The organism is Pandoraea pnomenusa, from assembly GCF_040391475.1.
GTDB classification, from domain to species: domain Bacteria; phylum Pseudomonadota; class Gammaproteobacteria; order Burkholderiales; family Burkholderiaceae; genus Pandoraea; species Pandoraea pnomenusa_C.
In genome coordinates this window covers 115,013-131,376 of the sequence record NZ_JBEBXS010000006.1, presented here as the reverse complement: position 1 = coordinate 131,376, position 16,364 = coordinate 115,013, and the positions used below count along the sequence as shown (strand labels likewise).

Below are 16,364 nucleotides of genomic sequence, written 5' to 3'. Positions count from 1 at the left end.
GGCGGCGGCAACTCAGGCCTCGCGCACTTCCAGCACATAGCCCATGCCGCGCACCGTGTGCAGCAGCTTGGTCTGGAAGGGCCCGTCGAGCTTGGCGCGCAGCCGCTTGATGGCGGTTTCGACCACATTCGTGTGGCTGTCGAAGTTGACGTCCCACACCAGTTCGGTGATGGCCGTCTTCGACAGAATATCGCCCTGACGGCGCGCCAGCACCGAGAGCAACTGGAATTCCTTGGCCGTGAGGTCGAGCCGCTGGCCGTCGCGCGTGGCACGGCGGCCGATCAGATCGACGTACAGGTCGCCCACCGAGATCAGCGTCGACTCCTGCACCCGCGTGCGGCGGGCGAGGGCATGCAGACGCTCGACCAGTTCGATGAACGAGAATGGCTTGGTGAGATAGTCGTCGGCCCCTTCGCGCAGACCGCGCACGCGATCGTTCACGTGGTCGCGGGCCGTGAGCATGATGACGGGTGTGGACTTGCGTTCGCGCAACGAGCCGAGCACGGCGAAGCCGTCGCGCTTGGGCAGCATGACGTCGAGCACGATCACGTCGTAGTCGAACTCAAGCGCCAGATGCGTACCTTCCTCGCCGTCCAGCGCCACGTCGACGACCCAACCCTGCTCGGTCAGTCCCGAGCGCAGGTAGTCCACCACTTTGTGTTCGTCTTCAACGATCAGTACTTTCATCTCGCCACCTCATCTTTGCGCATTATACGAGTCAGAGGATGTGTCCGAAGGTTGCCATCCGCCGCCGAGCGCCTTGACCAGCGCCACTGACAGGACCAGTTGCTGCCCGCGAATCTGCACATGCTGGCGTTCGCTCGCGAGGAGCCCCTGCTGCGCCGTGATCACGCTCAGATAGGCAGTGAGGCCGCCCGAGTAACGGTCGTTCGCCAGCGTGAGCAGTCGCTGGGCGTCGACGACGGCGGCCCCCGATTCGTGCGAGGCGGCGTCGAGCACCGACAGGCCGCTCACGCCGTCCTGCACTTGCTGGAAGGCGGTGAGCACGGTCTGGCGGTAATTCGCCTCCACGGACCGGTAACCCGCGCTCGCGTAGTCGACATTGGCCTGACGACGGCCGCCGTCGAAGATCACCTGCGTGGCCATCGTGCCCAATGTCCATAGCAGGCTCGGTGCCGAGAGCAGGTTGGCGAACTCCGTGCTTTGCCAGCCGATGGCCGGATTCAGCATCAGGCTGGGGAAGAACGCGGCCTTCGCCACGCCGATCTGCGCGTTGGCGGCGGCCATGCTGCGTTCGGCCGAGGCCACATCGGGGCGTCGTTGCAGGATGTCGCTGGGCACGCCGAGCGGTATCGGCGGCAACGAATCGGGCAGTGTCCCGACGGGCACCGAAAACGCGGGGGCGGGCACCCCGACCAGCGCGGCAATCGCATGCTCGTACTGATCGCGCTGTTGATGCATGAGGCGCGCCTGCACCCGGGTGGCGTCGAGTTCTGATTTCTGCTGGAGGACATCCAGCCCCGATACCGCGCCCAGGTCGTGCTGCGCACTCACGTAGTCGAGGGCGCGCTGTTGGAGGGCGACGGATTCGTCGAGCACGTGAATCTCGGCGTCGATTGCCCGCAGCTGGAAGTAGGCGGTGGCGAGCTGCGTCGTGAGTACCAGACGTGCGTTCGCAAGATCGTCGCCCGCTTGTTCGGCGGACGCGCGCGCGCCTTCCACCTGACGCCGGATACGACCGAACAGATCGGTGTCGTAGTTCACGCCGAGGCCGAGCTGCACGTTGTTCTGCACGGTCGACATGCTTGCCGTCGAATAGCTCGTGACCGGCCGGTTCGCCGAGACGCGCTGGCGCGCGAGTCCGAACGAGGCGTCGACTTCCGGCAGCCGCTGCGCGGCAATACCGGACAGCGTGGCCTGCGCCTGATCGTAATGCGCCACGGCGGCGGCGAGCGTCTGGTTCTGGGCGAGCGCCTGCGTTTCGAGTGCGTCGAGCGAGGGTTCGTTGAAGGCCTTCCACCAGTCGGGCTCAATCGGCGCATGCGACGGCTGGGCCAGGCGCCAGTAGCCGTCGGTCTTCCAGTCGGGCGGCGACGACACCTCGGGTCGATGGTAATCGGGGCCGACCGCGCAGGCGCCGAGCAAGGCGGCGACGGCAAGCGCCGTCGTGCCGAGGCGAATGCCGGACAGGTAGCGCGAGCGGTGTACAGGCAGGCTCACGATTCGTCTCCCTGCGGCTTGCTTCCCGCCTTGCCGCCGGCGGGCGTTTTCACTGCCAGCGCTTTGGCCTGCACGTGATCGCCGTCGTCGATGGAGTCGCTCGGGTTGACGATGACGCGATCGGTCGCCGAGACCCCGTCGGCCAGTTCCAGCGACTGGCCGAGATCTTGCGCGATCACGATCTTGTGCAGATGGACCACACCCTGATCGTCCACCACCGCCACGCGCGGGCCTTCGGCGCGGAACAGCAAGGCGTTGGCGGGCACGCTCAGATGCGCCTGCGTGGCATTCGGCAACGCGAGCTGGACGTACGCGCCAGGGCGCAGCTTGCCGTCGGGGTTCGGCAGGGCGGCTTCAATTTGCAGCGAACGGGTCGCCACATCGATGGCGCCGGAGACATGCGTGACCTTGCCCTGGAAGTGTTGCCCCGGCAGTTCGGCCTGCGTGACGACGACCGGCTGGCCGACCGCCACACCTTGCGCATAGGCCTGCGGCACCTGCACGTACACACGCAGCGGGTCCGTTTGCGCGAGCGAGAACAGGGCGCGGCTGTTGCCGCTGCCGGCGTCGATGAGGTCGCCGACGTCGACATTGCGCTGGGTAATCACCCCGTCGAACGGCGCGACGATCCGCTTGAACGATTCGAGTTGCTGCAGGCGTTTTACGTTGGCATCGGCGGCAGCCAGATTGGCGACGCCTTGCGTGTACGTGCTCTGACGCTCGTCGAGTTCCTGCTGGGAGACGGCATCGCGCTGGCGCAACTGCTGCCACCGGTCGAGCGACGACCTGGCGAGTCCGAGGCTGGCGTTGATCTGGTTGCGCTGGGCGATCGCCTGCGCGAGTTCCTGATCGATTTCCGGCGTGTCCAGGTCCGCGAGCAACTGGCCTTGCTTCACCCGGGCGCCAATGTCGACATACCGGCGCAGCAGATAACCCGTCGCACGCGCGTAGATCGGCGACTCGACGGCGCCGCGAAGCGTGGCGGGCAGCAGTGTCTCGCTCGCGCTCGTCGTCTGCGGGGTCACGACGCTGACGAACTGTCGGGCGTTTTCGGTCGTGGCACTGGCCACGGCGCGGCGTTGCAACACATTGGAGATGGTCGTGCGCGCGGCGCCGGCCACGAGCAACAAGGCCACGATGATGAGCACGATCTTCGCGCGACGGAACTCACCGTGACGCGGGGGAAGCTGCCGGCCGTCGGCAGGGTCGTGCTCTGGAATAGCCAGTTCGGCGTGATGTTTCTCGGTCATGTCATTCAACCCGTCAAAGCTTCGATATCTGGTGGGCATGCGGCGCGTCGTGGCGGCCCCGTTCAGGCCTTGCCATCGCTGCCGTCTCCTGCGTTGTCGTTGTTCACACTGCCATCGCGGTCATTGCGCTTCGGCTCGACCGTCGTCGACGAATGGTCGGCTTGCGCACGGCGGGCCTTGCGGCGCGCCAGTCGCGTATGCACGCCCGCAAAGACCAGCGGAACGAAAAAGAGTGTCGAGACCGTGGCGAACAGCAGGCCGCCGATCACCGCGCGGCCCAGCGGCGCGTTCTGTTCGGCCCCTTCGCCCAGTCCGAGCGCCATCGGCACCATGCCGATGATCATGGCCAGGGCGGTCATCAGCACCGGGCGAATCCGGCTCGCACCGGCTTCCAGTGCGGCCTTGAGCGGCGCCATGCCGGTCTCCATGCGCTGCCGGGCGAAGGCGACCACGAGAATACTGTTCGCGGTCGCCACGCCCATCGTCATGATGGCCCCGGTGAGCGCGGGCACCGACAGGCGAGTGCCGGTGAGGAAGAGCATCCAGACAATGCCTGCGAGGGCCGCGGGCAGGGCGCTCACGATGATGAGCGGGTCGACCCACGACTGGAAATTCACCACGATCAGCAGGTAGACGAGCACGATGGCCATCGCCACACCGACGCCCAGCCCCAGGTACGAGCTCTGCATCGTGCTGACCTGGCCGCGCACCACGATCTGGCTGCCGCGCGGCAGGTCCTTGCGGGCGTCGTTCACGAGCTTGTCGATGTCGCGCGCGACGCTGCCCAGATCCCGGCCTTCCACGCTCACGAAGATGTCGATCACCGGCCGGATGTTGTAGTGGCTGACCACGGCAAAGCGTTGCGTGGGTTCGACCTTCACGAAGTTCGCGAGGAGTTGCGGCTGGCCGTTGTTGCTCGTGCCCGCCACGGGCAGGCGCAGCAGGTCGTCGATGGAACTGATGCGGTACTGCGGCGACTGCACCGACAGGCTGTACTCGACGCCGTTCTGGTTGTTGAACCAGAAGCCCGGCGAGGTCTGCGAACTGCCCGAGAGCGAAATCAGCACGTTCTGCGCGACGGCGTTCGCGTTCAGGTTCAACTGCTGCAAGCGCGTGCGGTCCATGTCCAGATGCAGCGTGGGCGAGCTCACCCGCTGCTGGATATGCGTGTCGACCGTACCCGGCACCAGACGCACCTGCTTGAGCAGCTTCGTCGCGGCATCGAAGTTGGCGAGTTGCTGGTTGCCGCTGATCTGGATGTCGATCGCGGCGGGCAGACCGAAGTTGAGGATTTGCGTGACGATATCGGCCGGCTGGAAGAAGAACTCCACGCCCGGGAAGCGTTCCGGCAGGAGCGTGCGCAGTTTGTCGATGTAGGTCGCACTCGGATGGTGATCCGGCGTCAGCGCGATCTGGATTTCGCCGTCCAGCGTGCCAATGGTGCCGGCATTGCTGTACGACAGGTTGATACCGCTGTACGGCAGCCCAAGGTTGTCCAGAATCGTCTCGAGCTCCTTGGCCGGCACGACTTCGCGCACCACTTTCTCGACCTCGTCGGCCAGACGCGCGGTTTCTTCGATACGGGTACCGGTGGGCGCGCGCATGTGCATGCGGATGTTGCCCGCGTCGACCGACGGGAAGAAGTCCGAGCCAAGTACAAAGACCAGTCCCATCGACAGGATGCAGAACGCGAGGAACCCGGTGGCGAACGCCCGGCGGCGCACCAGCAGGGTCGAGAGCACCACGATATAGGCGCCGCGCATGCGCTCGAAGGCGGCATCGAAGCGCAGGTAGATGCGACGGAAGGCGCCGGGCTTCGCGTTCGGATCGGCCTTGTGGGCATGGCCCATCAGCAGCATGGCCAGCGTCGGCACCAGCGTGCGCGACAGGATGTACGACGCCAGCATCGCGAACACCACCGCCTCGGCGAGTGGCACGAACAGATAGCGCGCCACGCCCGTCAGGAAGAACATCGGCACGAACACGATACAGATACACAGCGTGGAGACGAGCGCGGGCACTGCGATTTCTCCGGCCCCCTCCAGAATCGCGTCATGCAGCGGCGTGCCCATGTGCAGATGGCGCTCGATGTTCTCGATGGTCACGGTTGCATCGTCGACCAGAATACCCACCGCGAGCGCCAGCCCACCCAGCGTCATGATGTTGATCGTTTGCCCGAGCGCATGCAGGGCGAGCACCGACGCGAAGATCGACAGCGGAATCGAGACGGCGATGATGCAGGTGCTGCGCCAGTTGCCGAGGAACAGCAGGATCATGGCCGCCGTGAGTGCTGCGGCGATCAGGGCCTCGTGGATCACGCCTTGCACGGCGGCCTTCACGAAGACCGACTGGTCGAACAGCGCCGAGATATGCAGATCCTCGGGCAGGGCAGCGCGGGCCTCGGGCAGCAGCGCCTTGAGCGAGTCGACGACGGAGAGCGTGGAAGCGTCGCCGGTCTTCATGACCGAGATCAGAACGCCACGCTGGCCGTTCTGGCGCACGATGTTCGTCTGCGGCGAGAAGCCGGTGCGCACGTGGGCGACTTCGCGCAGATAGGTGGTGGCGCCGTTGACCGTGCGTACCGGAATGTTGTTGAGCCCTTCGACCGTTGGCGGCGAGCCGTTCATGTCGACGGTGTACTCGCGTGGTCCGATCTTCGCCGTGCCGGTCGGCAGGATCAGGTTCTGCGCGTTGACGGCGGCCACGACGTCCTGCGCGGTCAGGCCCTTGGCGAGCAGCGCCCGCGTGTCGATGTCCACCGAGATCAGGCGTGTCTTGCCGCCATACGGGTATGGCACCGCCGCACCGGGAATGGTCACCAGCTGCGGTCGCAGGAAGTTCAGCGCGGTGTCGTTGAGTGCCGGCTCCGACAGGCTCGGGCTCGACAGCCCCAGTTGCATCACCGGAATCGACGAGGCCGAGTAGCTGATGACGAGTGGCGGGGTCGCGCCCGGCGGCATCTGCTTGACCTGCGCCTGCTCGACGGCGACGACCTGTGCGATGGCAGTCTGGATGTTCGCCGTCGGCTGCAGGAAGATCTTGATGATGCCGATCCCGGGCAGCGATTGCGACTCGATGTGCTCGATGTTATTGACGGTGGTCGTCAGCCCGCGCTCGTTGCCGGAGATCATCCGGTCGGAGATGTCCTGTGCTGACAGGCCGTTGTAGGTCCAGATGATACTGATGACCGGGATATTGATTTCGGGCAGCACGTCGACCGGCGTGCGCATGAGCGCCAGCGGTGTGGCCAGCAAAATCAGAATGGCCATCACGATGAACGTGTATGGCCGTTTGAGCGCAACGTTGACAATCCACATGGTTCAGACGCGCTCGAGCGCAGTCACAGGCGTACGGACAAGGGCCGTCCGGCGCGCGCGACAAGGCGCCGCACCGGTACCGGAAGGGAACGCCGCCATGTTATGGTCGCGGTCCCAACGCCAAAATGGCGCGAAAATGGCGAAATTGACAGAATTGCCGCGCGCTGCCGCAAAGCCTTGTTGCGTAAGGCTTCGCACGAGGATATGTCGACGAGAGTGGCATATTACGGCGTGTTGCGTGATAAAGTTGACACACTGAAAGTCGCCGCCCGATAGCTAAAGGTCGCCGTTCGATCCGAAGCTGCGGTTGCAGGCGTAGAGAACTCAAGCCCCACGCAGGAAAGCAATGACCGAACGCCCGACTTCCCCTCCGGAACCGCAGCCGGTTTCCGGCACCGTCACCCGCAGCGCTATCTTTCTTGTCGCCACCGTGCGCGACGATCCAGCCGCTCACGCCGACGTGCGCGGGTGGTGTGCCGACGTTGGCGCCTATGTCCGCTCCGTGGGCAAGCGCGTGCCCGGCGGCAACCTGTCATGCGTGGTCGGTTTCAGCGATAACGCCTGGGACCGCCTGTTCGGTGACCCGCGTCCGGCCGAGCTGCATCCGTTCCGCGAGTTCGGTGGCGGCAAGCGTCACGCGCCGGCCACGCCGGGCGATCTGCTGCTGCACATTCGGGCCGATCAGATGGACCTGTGCTTCGATCTCGCCACGCTCATGCTCGACAAGCTGGGCGATGCGGTGAAGGTGGTCGACGAGGTGCACGGTTTCCGCTACTTCGATATGCGCGCCATGATCGGTTTTGTCGACGGCACCGAGAATCCGGAAGGTCAGGAAGCACTCGACTTCACGGTCATGGGCGACGAAGACCCCGAATTCGCAGGCGGCAGCTACGTGCTCGTGCAGAAGTATCTTCACGACATGACGGGCTGGAACGCGCTGCCGGTCGAAGCGCAGGAGCGCATCATCGGCCGAAAGAAACTCAACGATGTCGAACTCGACGAAGCCGAGAAGCCGAGCTGGTCGCACAGTGCGCTGACCGTGCTCGAGGAAGACGGCAAGGAAATCAAGATCCTGCGCGACAACATGCCGTTCGGGCGCCCGGGATCGGGCGAGTTCGGCACGTACTTCATCGGCTACGCCCGCTCGCCGGCACCCATCGAACAGATGCTGGAGAACATGTTCGTCGGCCGTCCGCCGGGCAATTACGACCGCCTTCTCGACTTCAGCACCGCCGTGACCGGCGGGCTGTTCTTCGTACCGTCGGCACCGTTGCTCGAAGCGCTCGCCGAGCGTGAGGCGCCGTCGACCGAAGCGGCTTCGGAGGCCATCAAGACCCTGATCGATGCGGCGTCGACGGCCACTCCCGTGGTCGACGCCAAGACATCGTCGCTTACCTCAGCGAACGCCGCGCCCGCGGACGGCTCGCTGCAAATCGGATCGCTCAAAGGAGTTTCTCAGGCATGAATAACCTGCATCGCGAACTGGCCCCCATTTCGAGCGCCGCATGGGCGCAGATCGAAGAAGAGGTGGCACGCACGTTCAAGCGGACCGTCGCCGGCCGTCGTGTCGTCGACGTCAAGGGCCCGGGCGGTCTGTCGCTCGCGGGCGTTGGCACCGGTCACCAGAACCCCATCGACGCGCCGCTCGACGGCGTGGGCGCGCGTCAGCGCGAAGTGATGCCGCTCGTGGCACTGCGCGTGCCGTTCGAACTCTCGCGTGAAGCCATCGACGATGTCGAGCGCGGCGCAAACGATTCGGACTGGCAACCGGCGAAGGACGCGGCCATCAAACTGGCCTACGCGGAAGACCGCGCGATTTTCGACGGCTATCAGGCTGCCCGCATCACGGGCGTGCGTGAGGGCACCTCGAATCCGGTGCTGCCGCTGCCGGACAGCATCGTCGACTACCCGACCGTAATCGCCAAGGCGCTGGAGCAACTGCGTCTGGAAGGGGTCGATGGTCCCTACAGCGTGCTGCTGGGCGCCGACGCGTACACGGCCGTGGCCGAAGCGAACGATCAGGGCTACCCGGTGCTCGAGCACATCGGTCACATCGTGAGCGGCGAGATCATCTGGGCGCCGGCCATCGACGGCGGCTGCATCGTCTCGACGCGCGGCGGCGACTACGAGATGCATATCGGCCAGGACGTGTCGATCGGCTACCTCGACCACACGGCCACGACCGTTCGCCTGTATCTGGAAGAAACGTTTACGTTCCTGATGCTGACGGCCGAAGCCGGTGTGTCGATTGGCGCAACCAAGCCGGTGGGCGCAAAGAAGAAGTCCAAGTAATGGTCGAAGTCAGTCGTGCAAGTGACTGACAAGAAAAGAAAAACGGCTGAAAGCGATATCCGCTTTCAGCCGTTTTTTCATGCGTGTCGCGCGGCGATCATTGGGCCGCAGGGGCAGACGCCGGAGCCGGCGCGTCGGCCGTCATCGGCTTCTCGATGATCACGCGGCGACTATCGCGAGCGATGACCTTCATCGGCAGGCCGAGCGTCTCGAGCACCGTGAACTTGTCCGGGTCGACCAGTGCAAGTGCCTTAGGGGCTGCCATCCAGACGTCGGCGAACTTGTCGAGCGTCGGAATCCAGCTGTCCGGGGCCTGCGAGATGCCGAATTCGAGTTCGTCCTGCACGGCCACCATGATCATCGGCTGACGCAGGTAATACGGCATCGTGTGGTCGAGCGTGCCTACCGAATAGAACGGCGTGTCCGGCCCCAGTCGATCCATCTCCGCACGCACTGCGGGCACCAGATCGATGCCCGAGCTGGCACGGCCGAATGCCTCGTGCCCCGAGCCGCCGATCATCGTGAAGGCCAGCCATGTCGCGGCAAAGGCAATCAGCGCCTGCTTCGCGCTGCGCGCGCTGAGCCAGCGGGTAATGCCCAGACCGATCAGGCCCACGAAACTCGCCGCGTACAGGTAGTACGAGAACAGGCGGTATGCCTCGACCGGATTGCGGCTGTCCGAGTGATGCGACAGGAACACCAGACACGTCACGATCGTCGCCACGAACAACACGGCGGACACGATCAGGTGCTTGCGCAGCGACTCGCGCGAGATACCGGCCAGCCCCAGCCCGAACAGCATGGCAATGGACGGCGCAATCGGCAGCACGTACGAAATGAGTTTCGAATGCGAGGCCGAGAAGAAGCAGAAGATGAAGGCGGTCCAGACCGTGATCATCAGCACCGGCCGGAAGCCGTTGGCCTGACGCGGCACGGCGCGCGAGGCCGACACCGTGCGCGGGATCATCGACAGCCACGGCAGGAAGCCCACGATCAGCACCGGCACGAAATACCAGAGCGCACCCGGACGGTGGTGGTCCGGCTTCAGGAAGCGGTTGAAGTGCTCGTTGATGAAGAAGAAGTCGAAGAAGGACGGGTTGCGCGCCATCACGGCGGCGAACCACGGCACCGTCACGGCAAGCAGCACGATCAGGCCGCTCGCGATGTGCAGACGTTTCCACAGCGCCCAGTCACGCGAAATCAGCGTATAGATCACGAGCACGGCGCCCGGCAGCACCACGCCGATCAACCCCTTGCTCAGGATCGACAGGCCCATGGCGAACCAGCACAGCCACATCCAGTAACGGACCTGCGTGTCGGTCAGTCCGGGGCGTTGCGCGAGCAGCAGTGCGCACAGCACCAGCGTCATCATGAACGACAGGCCCATGTCGAGCACGTTGAAGTGGCCGAGCAGGGCCCACAGCGGGGCGCTGGCCAGCGTGAGCGCGGCAAAGAAGCCCGCACGCGCGCTGAAGACGCGCCGGCCGGTGTACCCCACGAGCAGTACGCCGCCGAAGCCGGTCAGCGCCGTCCACAGCCGGGCCTGCCAGTCGCCGAGACCGAAGATCATGAACGTCAGCGCGTTCATCCAGGTCTGGAGGGGCGGTTTTTCGAAGTACAGATAGCCGTTGTAGCGCGGGGTGACCCAGTCGCCGGTGGCCAGCATTTCGCGCGCCATTTCGGCGTAGCGGCCTTCGTCGCTGGGAATCAGGTGGCGCAGATTCAGTACGCCGAACCAGACCAGCGCGAACATCGCGAGGAGCCACAGCAGCGCGGCGGGAGAGATCGGCCAGGGTTCCAACCCGGCGTCACGTTGAGGGCGTGTTGACATGAATGCGAGGCTTCCGGTCTTGATAAAGGAGGAGGTAGGTGACGATGGGGTGAAAAACGTTACGGGTGTCTTGCGGTACGTGCCTGGTCGTCATCGTTTCGGCGGTTGCGGGACGTCCGGATTGGGCAGCGTCACGCGAACGTGAAGTCCGCGAGGGGGCGTCGGGCTGGCGTCCTTCAGGATGACCCGTCCGCCGAGACGATCCACGATCGCGCGCACGATGGCAAGGCCCAGTCCGGTACCTTCGCCGCCGGGCTCGCCGGACTCGCGTTGTTCGGTCGCCCGGTAGAACGCATCAAAAACGCGCTCGCGTTTGTCGGCGTCGATACCCGGGCCCGAGTCGATCACGTCGATGACCACGTCAGCGCCGGTGGCCGAAAGTCGCACGGAAACCGTGCCGCCCGCGGGCGTATATCGTACGGCGTTGCCGACCAGATTGCCGAGCAGCGTGACGATATCGCGCTTGGCGCCGATCACGCGCAAGTTGGCGCGTCCGGGCACCCCCAGCGTAGCGCCGACCAGATTAAGACTGATCTGCTTGCGGTCGGCCAGCACGAAGACATCTTCGAGGGCTTCGTGCACGGCGGGCAGCAGCGCCAGCGGGGTGGCGGGTGCGGTCGGTGCGCTTTGCGCGCGCGCCAGCGTCAGCAACTGTTCCAGCAGCGTGCGCGTGCGCTGCAAACCGCTCTTGAGCTTGGTCAGACGGTTTTTCGTCTCGGCGTCGAGCGATGTCGGCGCCAGCGCCCGGTCGAGGTTTTCCGACTGGATCACCAGCGCCGTGACCGGCGAGCGCAGTTCGTGGGCGGCGTCGGCAACGAAGCGGCGTTGCTCGTCGAGCGCCTTGGCGAGTCGGGCCAGCAAGCGGTTGATCGACACCACGAACGGTTCGATCTCCGTTGGGGTGCCGTGCGTGTCGAGTGCGCGCAAATCGGTATCGCGCCGGGTGTCCACTTCGTCGGCCAGCCGCTGCACGGGTCGCCAGGCGCGACGCACGGTCCACACGATGGCGCAGATGAGCAGCGGCACGAGCACGACAAACGGCAGCGCGGTACGCAGCCCGCTGTTGCGGGCGATCTCGTTACGGCCCTCTGTTGGCTGGGCAACGACGATGCGCATTTCCGGCCCGATGGTGCGCACGAAGGCGCGCCACGTGTGGTCGCCGGTGTTTACGGTGTGAAAGCCGTCGGCCAGCGTGACGGGAAAGGTGCCGCCAAGGCGCTGGACGGTGAGCCGGTAGTCGTGGTCCTGGATCGGCAGGCCATGCATGGCATTGTCGGCCGCCGTCAGGTTGCGGGTATCGACGAGGGCGGCGAGTTGCAGCAACTGGTCGTCCTGAAAGCGATAGGCCTCGCGAAAGGCCGCGCCATAGGAGACGAAACCCGCGACAATGGCCAGTCCCAGCGCACAGGCCGAGAGCGTGACCACCAGGCGCGACTGCAGCGAACGCATCATGCCTTGGGCACCAGCCAGCCCGCGCCGCGGATGTTTCGGATCACGTCCGGTCCGAGCTTCTTGCGAATCGAATGGATCAGGAAGTCGATCATGTTGCTCTCGATCTCTTCCCCCCAGCCGTAGAGGCGATGCTCCAGCGCGTCGCGCGAGAGGATCGTGCCGGGACGCAACATCAACGCGTGCAGCAGTGCGTATTCCTTGGCGGAGAGCACGCAGCTGTTCTCGCCATAGGTGGCCTGATGCGTCGCGGGGTCGAGCGCAAGGGCGCCATTGGTCAATACCGGCACCGCGACGCCCGCCTGGCGTCGGATCACCGCACGCATGCGTGCGAGCAGCTCACCCACTTCGAAGGGCTTCACGACGAAGTCGTCAGCCCCGAGGTCGAGCCCCTGAATGATGTCTTCGGCACCGTCGCGCGCCGTCACGACGATGATCGGCGTGCGTCCGCCTTCGCCGCGGTGCGCGCGCAGCACTTCCCAGCCGTCGCGACCGGGCAGGCCGAGGTCGAGCAGCATGAGGTCGTAGGTATGCGCGGCGAGTGCCGCCAGCGCGGCGTCGCCGTCGCGGCACCAGTCGGCCGCATACGAGGCGTCCTTGAGCGCCTGCATCATGGCCTCACCGATCATGGTGTCGTCTTCTACGAGCAATATCCGCATGGTTTTCCGAACGCTGTACCGTGCAGCCGAAACGGCGCACACGTAATCCTGGCCGTCACACAGGACGGCACCGGCGCAAGATAGCGCGCGAAACTTAGGAGACACTTAGCTTTCGCTAGCGTACGCCCGCGCGACTATGCCATGCAAATGCACTTTTAAACAACGACTTAGCAAGGATATTTCATGCAAAAGACGACGGGCCGGCGATGGCCGGCCCGTGAGTGTCACTTCATTGGCTCTGATGACGGACTCCGAACCTCCGAGGTCGTCACGTCTTACTGCGCGCGCAATATCTTCGCGGCGGCCACCATGTTTTGCAGCGCCGGGATGACTTCGGCCCACTGACGCGTCTTCAGGCCGCAGTCCGGGTTGACCCACAGTCGTGTGGCCGGAATGCGCTCCGCCGCCTTTCTCATGAGCGAGACGATGTGCGCCTGCGTCGGGATGTTCGGCGAATGGATGTCGTACACGCCCGGACCGATCTCGTTCGGGTACTTGAACGAGTCGAACGCGTCGAGCAGCTCCATGTCCGAGCGCGAGGTCTCGATGGTGATCACGTCGGCATCCATGTCGGCAATCGCCGCGATGATGTCGTTGAATTCCGAGTAGCACATGTGCGTGTGGATCTGCGTATCGTCCTGCACGCCATTGGCCGTGATCCGGAACGATTCGATCGCCCAGTCCAGATAGGTCTGCCATTGCGCGCGGCGCAGCGGCAGGCCTTCGCGCAAGGCGGCTTCGTCGATCTGGATCACGCGCACGCCGGCGCGTTCCAGATCCAGCACTTCCTCGCGCATGGCCAGCGCCAGTTGGAAACAAGACACCGAACGCGGTTGATCGTCACGCACGAACGACCAGTTCAGGATCGTGACGGGGCCGGTCAGCATGCCCTTCATCGGCTTGTCGGTCAGCGACTGTGCGTACTTGATCCACTCGACCGTCATGGGCTTCGGGCGGCTGATGTCGCCAAACATGATGGGCGGTTTCACGCATCGCGAACCGTAGGACTGCACCCAGCCGAACTGGCTGAACGCGTAACCTTCGAGCTGTTCGCCGAAGTATTCGACCATGTCGTTGCGCTCGGCTTCGCCGTGCACGAGCACGTCCAGCCCGAGCGCTTCCTGTTCGCGCACGCTGCGTGCGATTTCGGCTTGCATCGCGGCGACGTAGCCGGCCTGATCCAGTTCTCCGGCCTTGAACTGACTGCGAGCGCTACGGATTTCGGAGGTTTGCGGGAACGAGCCGATGGTCGTGGTCGGGTAACGCGGCAGGTTGAGCCTGGCGGCCTGCTTCGGTGCGCGCTCGGCATACGGGGTCTTGCGTTGCCCCAGCGACGCTTCGATCTTCGCGACCGCAGCCTTCACGGCCGGGTTGTGCACGCGCGGTGACGCCCGACGGCTCGCGATGGCCGTCGCGTTGGCCGACAACTCGGTGGCAACGGCATCGCGGCCTGCATTGATGGCGCGAGCCAGCACGTTCACTTCGGCCAGCTTCTGCGTCGCGAAGGCGAGCCATGACCGGATCTCGGCGTCGAGCTTCTGCTCGCTGGCCAGATCGACCGGTACGTGCAGTAGCGAGCATGACGGGGCGATCCAGAGACGCTCGCCCAACGTCTTGGCGACCGGCTCCAGCCAGTCGAGCGTGGCGGCGAGATCCGCCTTCCAGATGTTGCGGCCGTTGACCACGCCCAGCGACACGATTTTATCGGCGGGCACGGCAGAGATGACCTTGTCGACTTCGCTCTGCGCGTTCACGGCGTCCAGATGCAGGCCGTCCACCGGCAGACGGCAGGCGAGCGGCAGGTTGTCCTGGAGCTCACCAAAGTACGTGGCGAGCAAACGTTTGAGCGGGGCGTCGGCGAGCGCGGCGTAGGCCGTCTCGAAGGCTTTCTGCCATTCGGCGCTCAGTTCGGTAACGAGGATCGGTTCGTCGATCTGCACCCACGCCACGCCTTGGGCGGCAAGCGTTTCGAGCAGCTTCGCGTAGACAGGCAGCAGGCGCGGCAACAGCGCGAGCTTGTCGCTGTCGTCCTTGGCCTTGCCGAGCCACAGATAGGTGACCGGGCCGATGATGACCGGCTTCGCTTTCACGCCTGCAGCACGGGCTTCGGTCAGTTGTTCGACAAGACGCGAGGCGTCAAGCGAGAACGTCGTTGCGGCCGAGAATTCCGGGACGATGTAGTGATAGTTCGTGTCGAACCACTTCGTCATTTCCCCGGCGGCGACACCGCCACAGCAAGCGGCGTGGTCTTCGGCGCTCTGCGCCGAGCGCCCGCGTGCCACGCGAAAGTAATTGTCCAGCGCGTCGCCATGAAAGCCTTGCACGCGCTCGGGCAGATTGCCCAGCGTGAAGCTCATGTCGAGCACCTGATCGTAGAAAGCGAAATCGCCGACGGGCGCCAGATCGAGGCTCGCCTGGTCTTGCCAGTGACGCCGACGCAGCGAGGCGCCGAGCGCCTTGAGGTCGTCGAGCGACGATTGCCCCTTCCAGTACGCTTCAAGACCGAACTTCAGCTCACGCTTTGCGCCAACGCGCGGGAATCCCAGATTGTGTGTCTTTGCCATGATCGCTAACGACGCTTGCCGCCTGTGTGGTGAACAGTGACATCGATCATAGAGACTTCAATCAATGAGTAAAAATGATTTTATTTCCTATGAGCATTAATTTTGTTCATGGTTTCGGGTCGGCTGACGGTGGCCGGCGTAGCGTACGAGAGACCTCGCGAACGAGATCGAGCGGGGTAGCTTCAGTGGTATGCTCGGGCCACCTAGTTCGGTCGCTGCCATGAAAAAACGTGAATTCCTGACGGGGGCCGTCGCGCTTGGCGCCGCGGCTCCGCTGCTTGCCAAGCCCGGCAATGTGCCCCCCGCGGGTGCGCCCGTCACCACACCGTTGGTCACGATCAGCGGCGCCGTCGAACGACACAATCGCGGTCCCGTCGATCCGGCGCTCGACCAGTTGTTCCACAAGCAGTTGGTGAAGTTCGACGCCGCGTATGCGTTCGACTTCGGCATGCTGGCCGCCATGCCCGTCCAAACGATTCGTCCGACGCTGGAGTACGACGAGAAGCCACACACGCTGCGCGGTCCCCGGCTGGCCGACGTGCTGGCGCGGGTGGGGGTGCCCGGCAATCCGCTCACGCAAGTACTGCTGCGCGCCATCGACGGCTATGTCGTGGCGAGCACACTCGGACAGGTGCGCGAGTACGGATTTCTGCTGGCTACGCATCTGGACGACAAGCCGCTGCCGCTCGGTGGACTCGGGCCGCTGTGGGCGGTTTATGAACCCGCGCAGGTTCCCGCATTGGCCGGAAAACCGCTCAAGGAGCGGTTCACGCTGTGCCCGTGGGGCGTCTATCACATCCAGATCAACGCGGTTTCCTGAG

General features: G+C 64.7%; 11 protein-coding genes. 3 read left to right on the top strand and 8 right to left on the bottom strand.

The genetic code is table 11. The annotated features are described in order from the left end of the window. Positions 1-12: 12 nt before the first annotated feature. From ABWO90_RS08865 to ABWO90_RS08850, 4 genes are all read right to left on the bottom strand, one after another. Positions 13-687 carry a heavy metal response regulator transcription factor gene (locus ABWO90_RS08865; RefSeq protein ID WP_042115882.1) on the bottom strand — a complete coding sequence of 225 codons (675 nt, stop codon included), beginning with the start codon at positions 685-687 and terminating at the stop codon, positions 13-15. 9 nt (positions 688-696) lie between these two features. Further along, a complete protein-coding gene (locus ABWO90_RS08860; RefSeq protein ID WP_353190844.1) occupies positions 697-2,181 on the bottom strand; it encodes an efflux transporter outer membrane subunit in 1,485 nt (494 codons plus the stop codon). Next, positions 2,178-3,431 (bottom strand): efflux RND transporter periplasmic adaptor subunit, encoded by a 1,254-nt coding sequence (locus ABWO90_RS08855; RefSeq protein ID WP_353190843.1) that lies wholly within the window; start codon positions 3,429-3,431, stop codon positions 2,178-2,180. The genes ABWO90_RS08860 and ABWO90_RS08855 overlap by 4 nt, the downstream gene beginning before the upstream one ends. Positions 3,432-3,493: 62 nt before the next feature. Continuing rightward, positions 3,494-6,748: an efflux RND transporter permease subunit gene (locus ABWO90_RS08850; protein WP_353190842.1), complete on the bottom strand. Its 3,255-nt coding sequence runs from the start codon at positions 6,746-6,748 to the stop codon at positions 3,494-3,496. Between the two features lie 346 nt (positions 6,749-7,094). On the opposite strand from ABWO90_RS08850, the gene ABWO90_RS08845 reads away from it, so the two are divergent. Further along, complete coding sequence (locus ABWO90_RS08845; RefSeq protein ID WP_353190841.1) at positions 7,095-8,213, top strand: Dyp-type peroxidase; 1,119 nt, start codon at positions 7,095-7,097, stop codon at positions 8,211-8,213. After that, on the top strand, positions 8,210-9,040 hold the full coding sequence (locus tag ABWO90_RS08840; RefSeq protein ID WP_353190840.1) for a family 1 encapsulin nanocompartment shell protein: 831 nt from the start codon (positions 8,210-8,212) through the stop codon (positions 9,038-9,040). Before ABWO90_RS08845 ends, ABWO90_RS08840 begins: the two co-directional genes overlap by 4 nt. A gap of 97 nt (positions 9,041-9,137) precedes the next feature. On the opposite strand, the gene ABWO90_RS08835 is transcribed toward ABWO90_RS08840, so the two are convergent. From ABWO90_RS08835 to metE, 4 genes are all read right to left on the bottom strand, one after another. Continuing rightward, a complete protein-coding gene (locus ABWO90_RS08835; protein WP_353190839.1) occupies positions 9,138-10,871 on the bottom strand; it encodes a glycosyltransferase family 39 protein in 1,734 nt (577 codons plus the stop codon). A gap of 90 nt (positions 10,872-10,961) precedes the next feature. Beyond that, positions 10,962-12,323, bottom strand: a complete 1,362-nt coding sequence (locus ABWO90_RS08830) for a sensor histidine kinase (RefSeq protein ID WP_353190838.1) — start codon at positions 12,321-12,323, stop codon at positions 10,962-10,964. Continuing rightward, a complete protein-coding gene (locus ABWO90_RS08825; RefSeq protein ID WP_353190837.1) occupies positions 12,320-12,979 on the bottom strand; it encodes a response regulator transcription factor in 660 nt (219 codons plus the stop codon). The genes ABWO90_RS08830 and ABWO90_RS08825 overlap by 4 nt, the downstream gene beginning before the upstream one ends. A gap of 275 nt (positions 12,980-13,254) precedes the next feature. Further along, on the bottom strand, positions 13,255-15,543 hold the full coding sequence (gene metE, locus ABWO90_RS08820; RefSeq protein ID WP_353190836.1) for a 5-methyltetrahydropteroyltriglutamate--homocysteine S-methyltransferase: 2,289 nt from the start codon (positions 15,541-15,543) through the stop codon (positions 13,255-13,257). 220 nt (positions 15,544-15,763) lie between these two features. On the opposite strand from metE, the gene ABWO90_RS08815 reads away from it, so the two are divergent. Beyond that, complete coding sequence (locus ABWO90_RS08815; protein ID WP_353190835.1) at positions 15,764-16,363, top strand: putative pterin-binding protein; 600 nt, start codon at positions 15,764-15,766, stop codon at positions 16,361-16,363. Position 16,364: the final 1 nt, after the last annotated feature.

What these genes read in the sequence shown, in the direction of transcription:
- ABWO90_RS08865 (WP_042115882.1), bottom strand. Translation starts at nt 687, where the DNA reads ATGAAAGTACTGATCGTTGAAGACGAACACAAAGTGGTGGACTACCTG.
- ABWO90_RS08855 (WP_353190843.1), bottom strand. Translation starts at nt 3,431, where the DNA reads ATGACCGAGAAACATCACGCCGAACTGGCTATTCCAGAGCACGACCCT.
- ABWO90_RS08850 (WP_353190842.1), bottom strand. Translation starts at nt 6,748, where the DNA reads ATGTGGATTGTCAACGTTGCGCTCAAACGGCCATACACGTTCATCGTG.
- ABWO90_RS08845 (WP_353190841.1), top strand. Translation starts at nt 7,095, where the DNA reads ATGACCGAACGCCCGACTTCCCCTCCGGAACCGCAGCCGGTTTCCGGC.
- ABWO90_RS08840 (WP_353190840.1), top strand. Translation starts at nt 8,210, where the DNA reads ATGAATAACCTGCATCGCGAACTGGCCCCCATTTCGAGCGCCGCATGG.
- ABWO90_RS08835 (WP_353190839.1), bottom strand. Translation starts at nt 10,871, where the DNA reads ATGTCAACACGCCCTCAACGTGACGCCGGGTTGGAACCCTGGCCGATC.
- ABWO90_RS08830 (WP_353190838.1), bottom strand. Translation starts at nt 12,323, where the DNA reads ATGATGCGTTCGCTGCAGTCGCGCCTGGTGGTCACGCTCTCGGCCTGT.
- ABWO90_RS08825 (WP_353190837.1), bottom strand. Translation starts at nt 12,979, where the DNA reads ATGCGGATATTGCTCGTAGAAGACGACACCATGATCGGTGAGGCCATG.
- metE (WP_353190836.1), bottom strand. Translation starts at nt 15,543, where the DNA reads ATGGCAAAGACACACAATCTGGGATTCCCGCGCGTTGGCGCAAAGCGT.
- ABWO90_RS08815 (WP_353190835.1), top strand. Translation starts at nt 15,764, where the DNA reads ATGAAAAAACGTGAATTCCTGACGGGGGCCGTCGCGCTTGGCGCCGCG.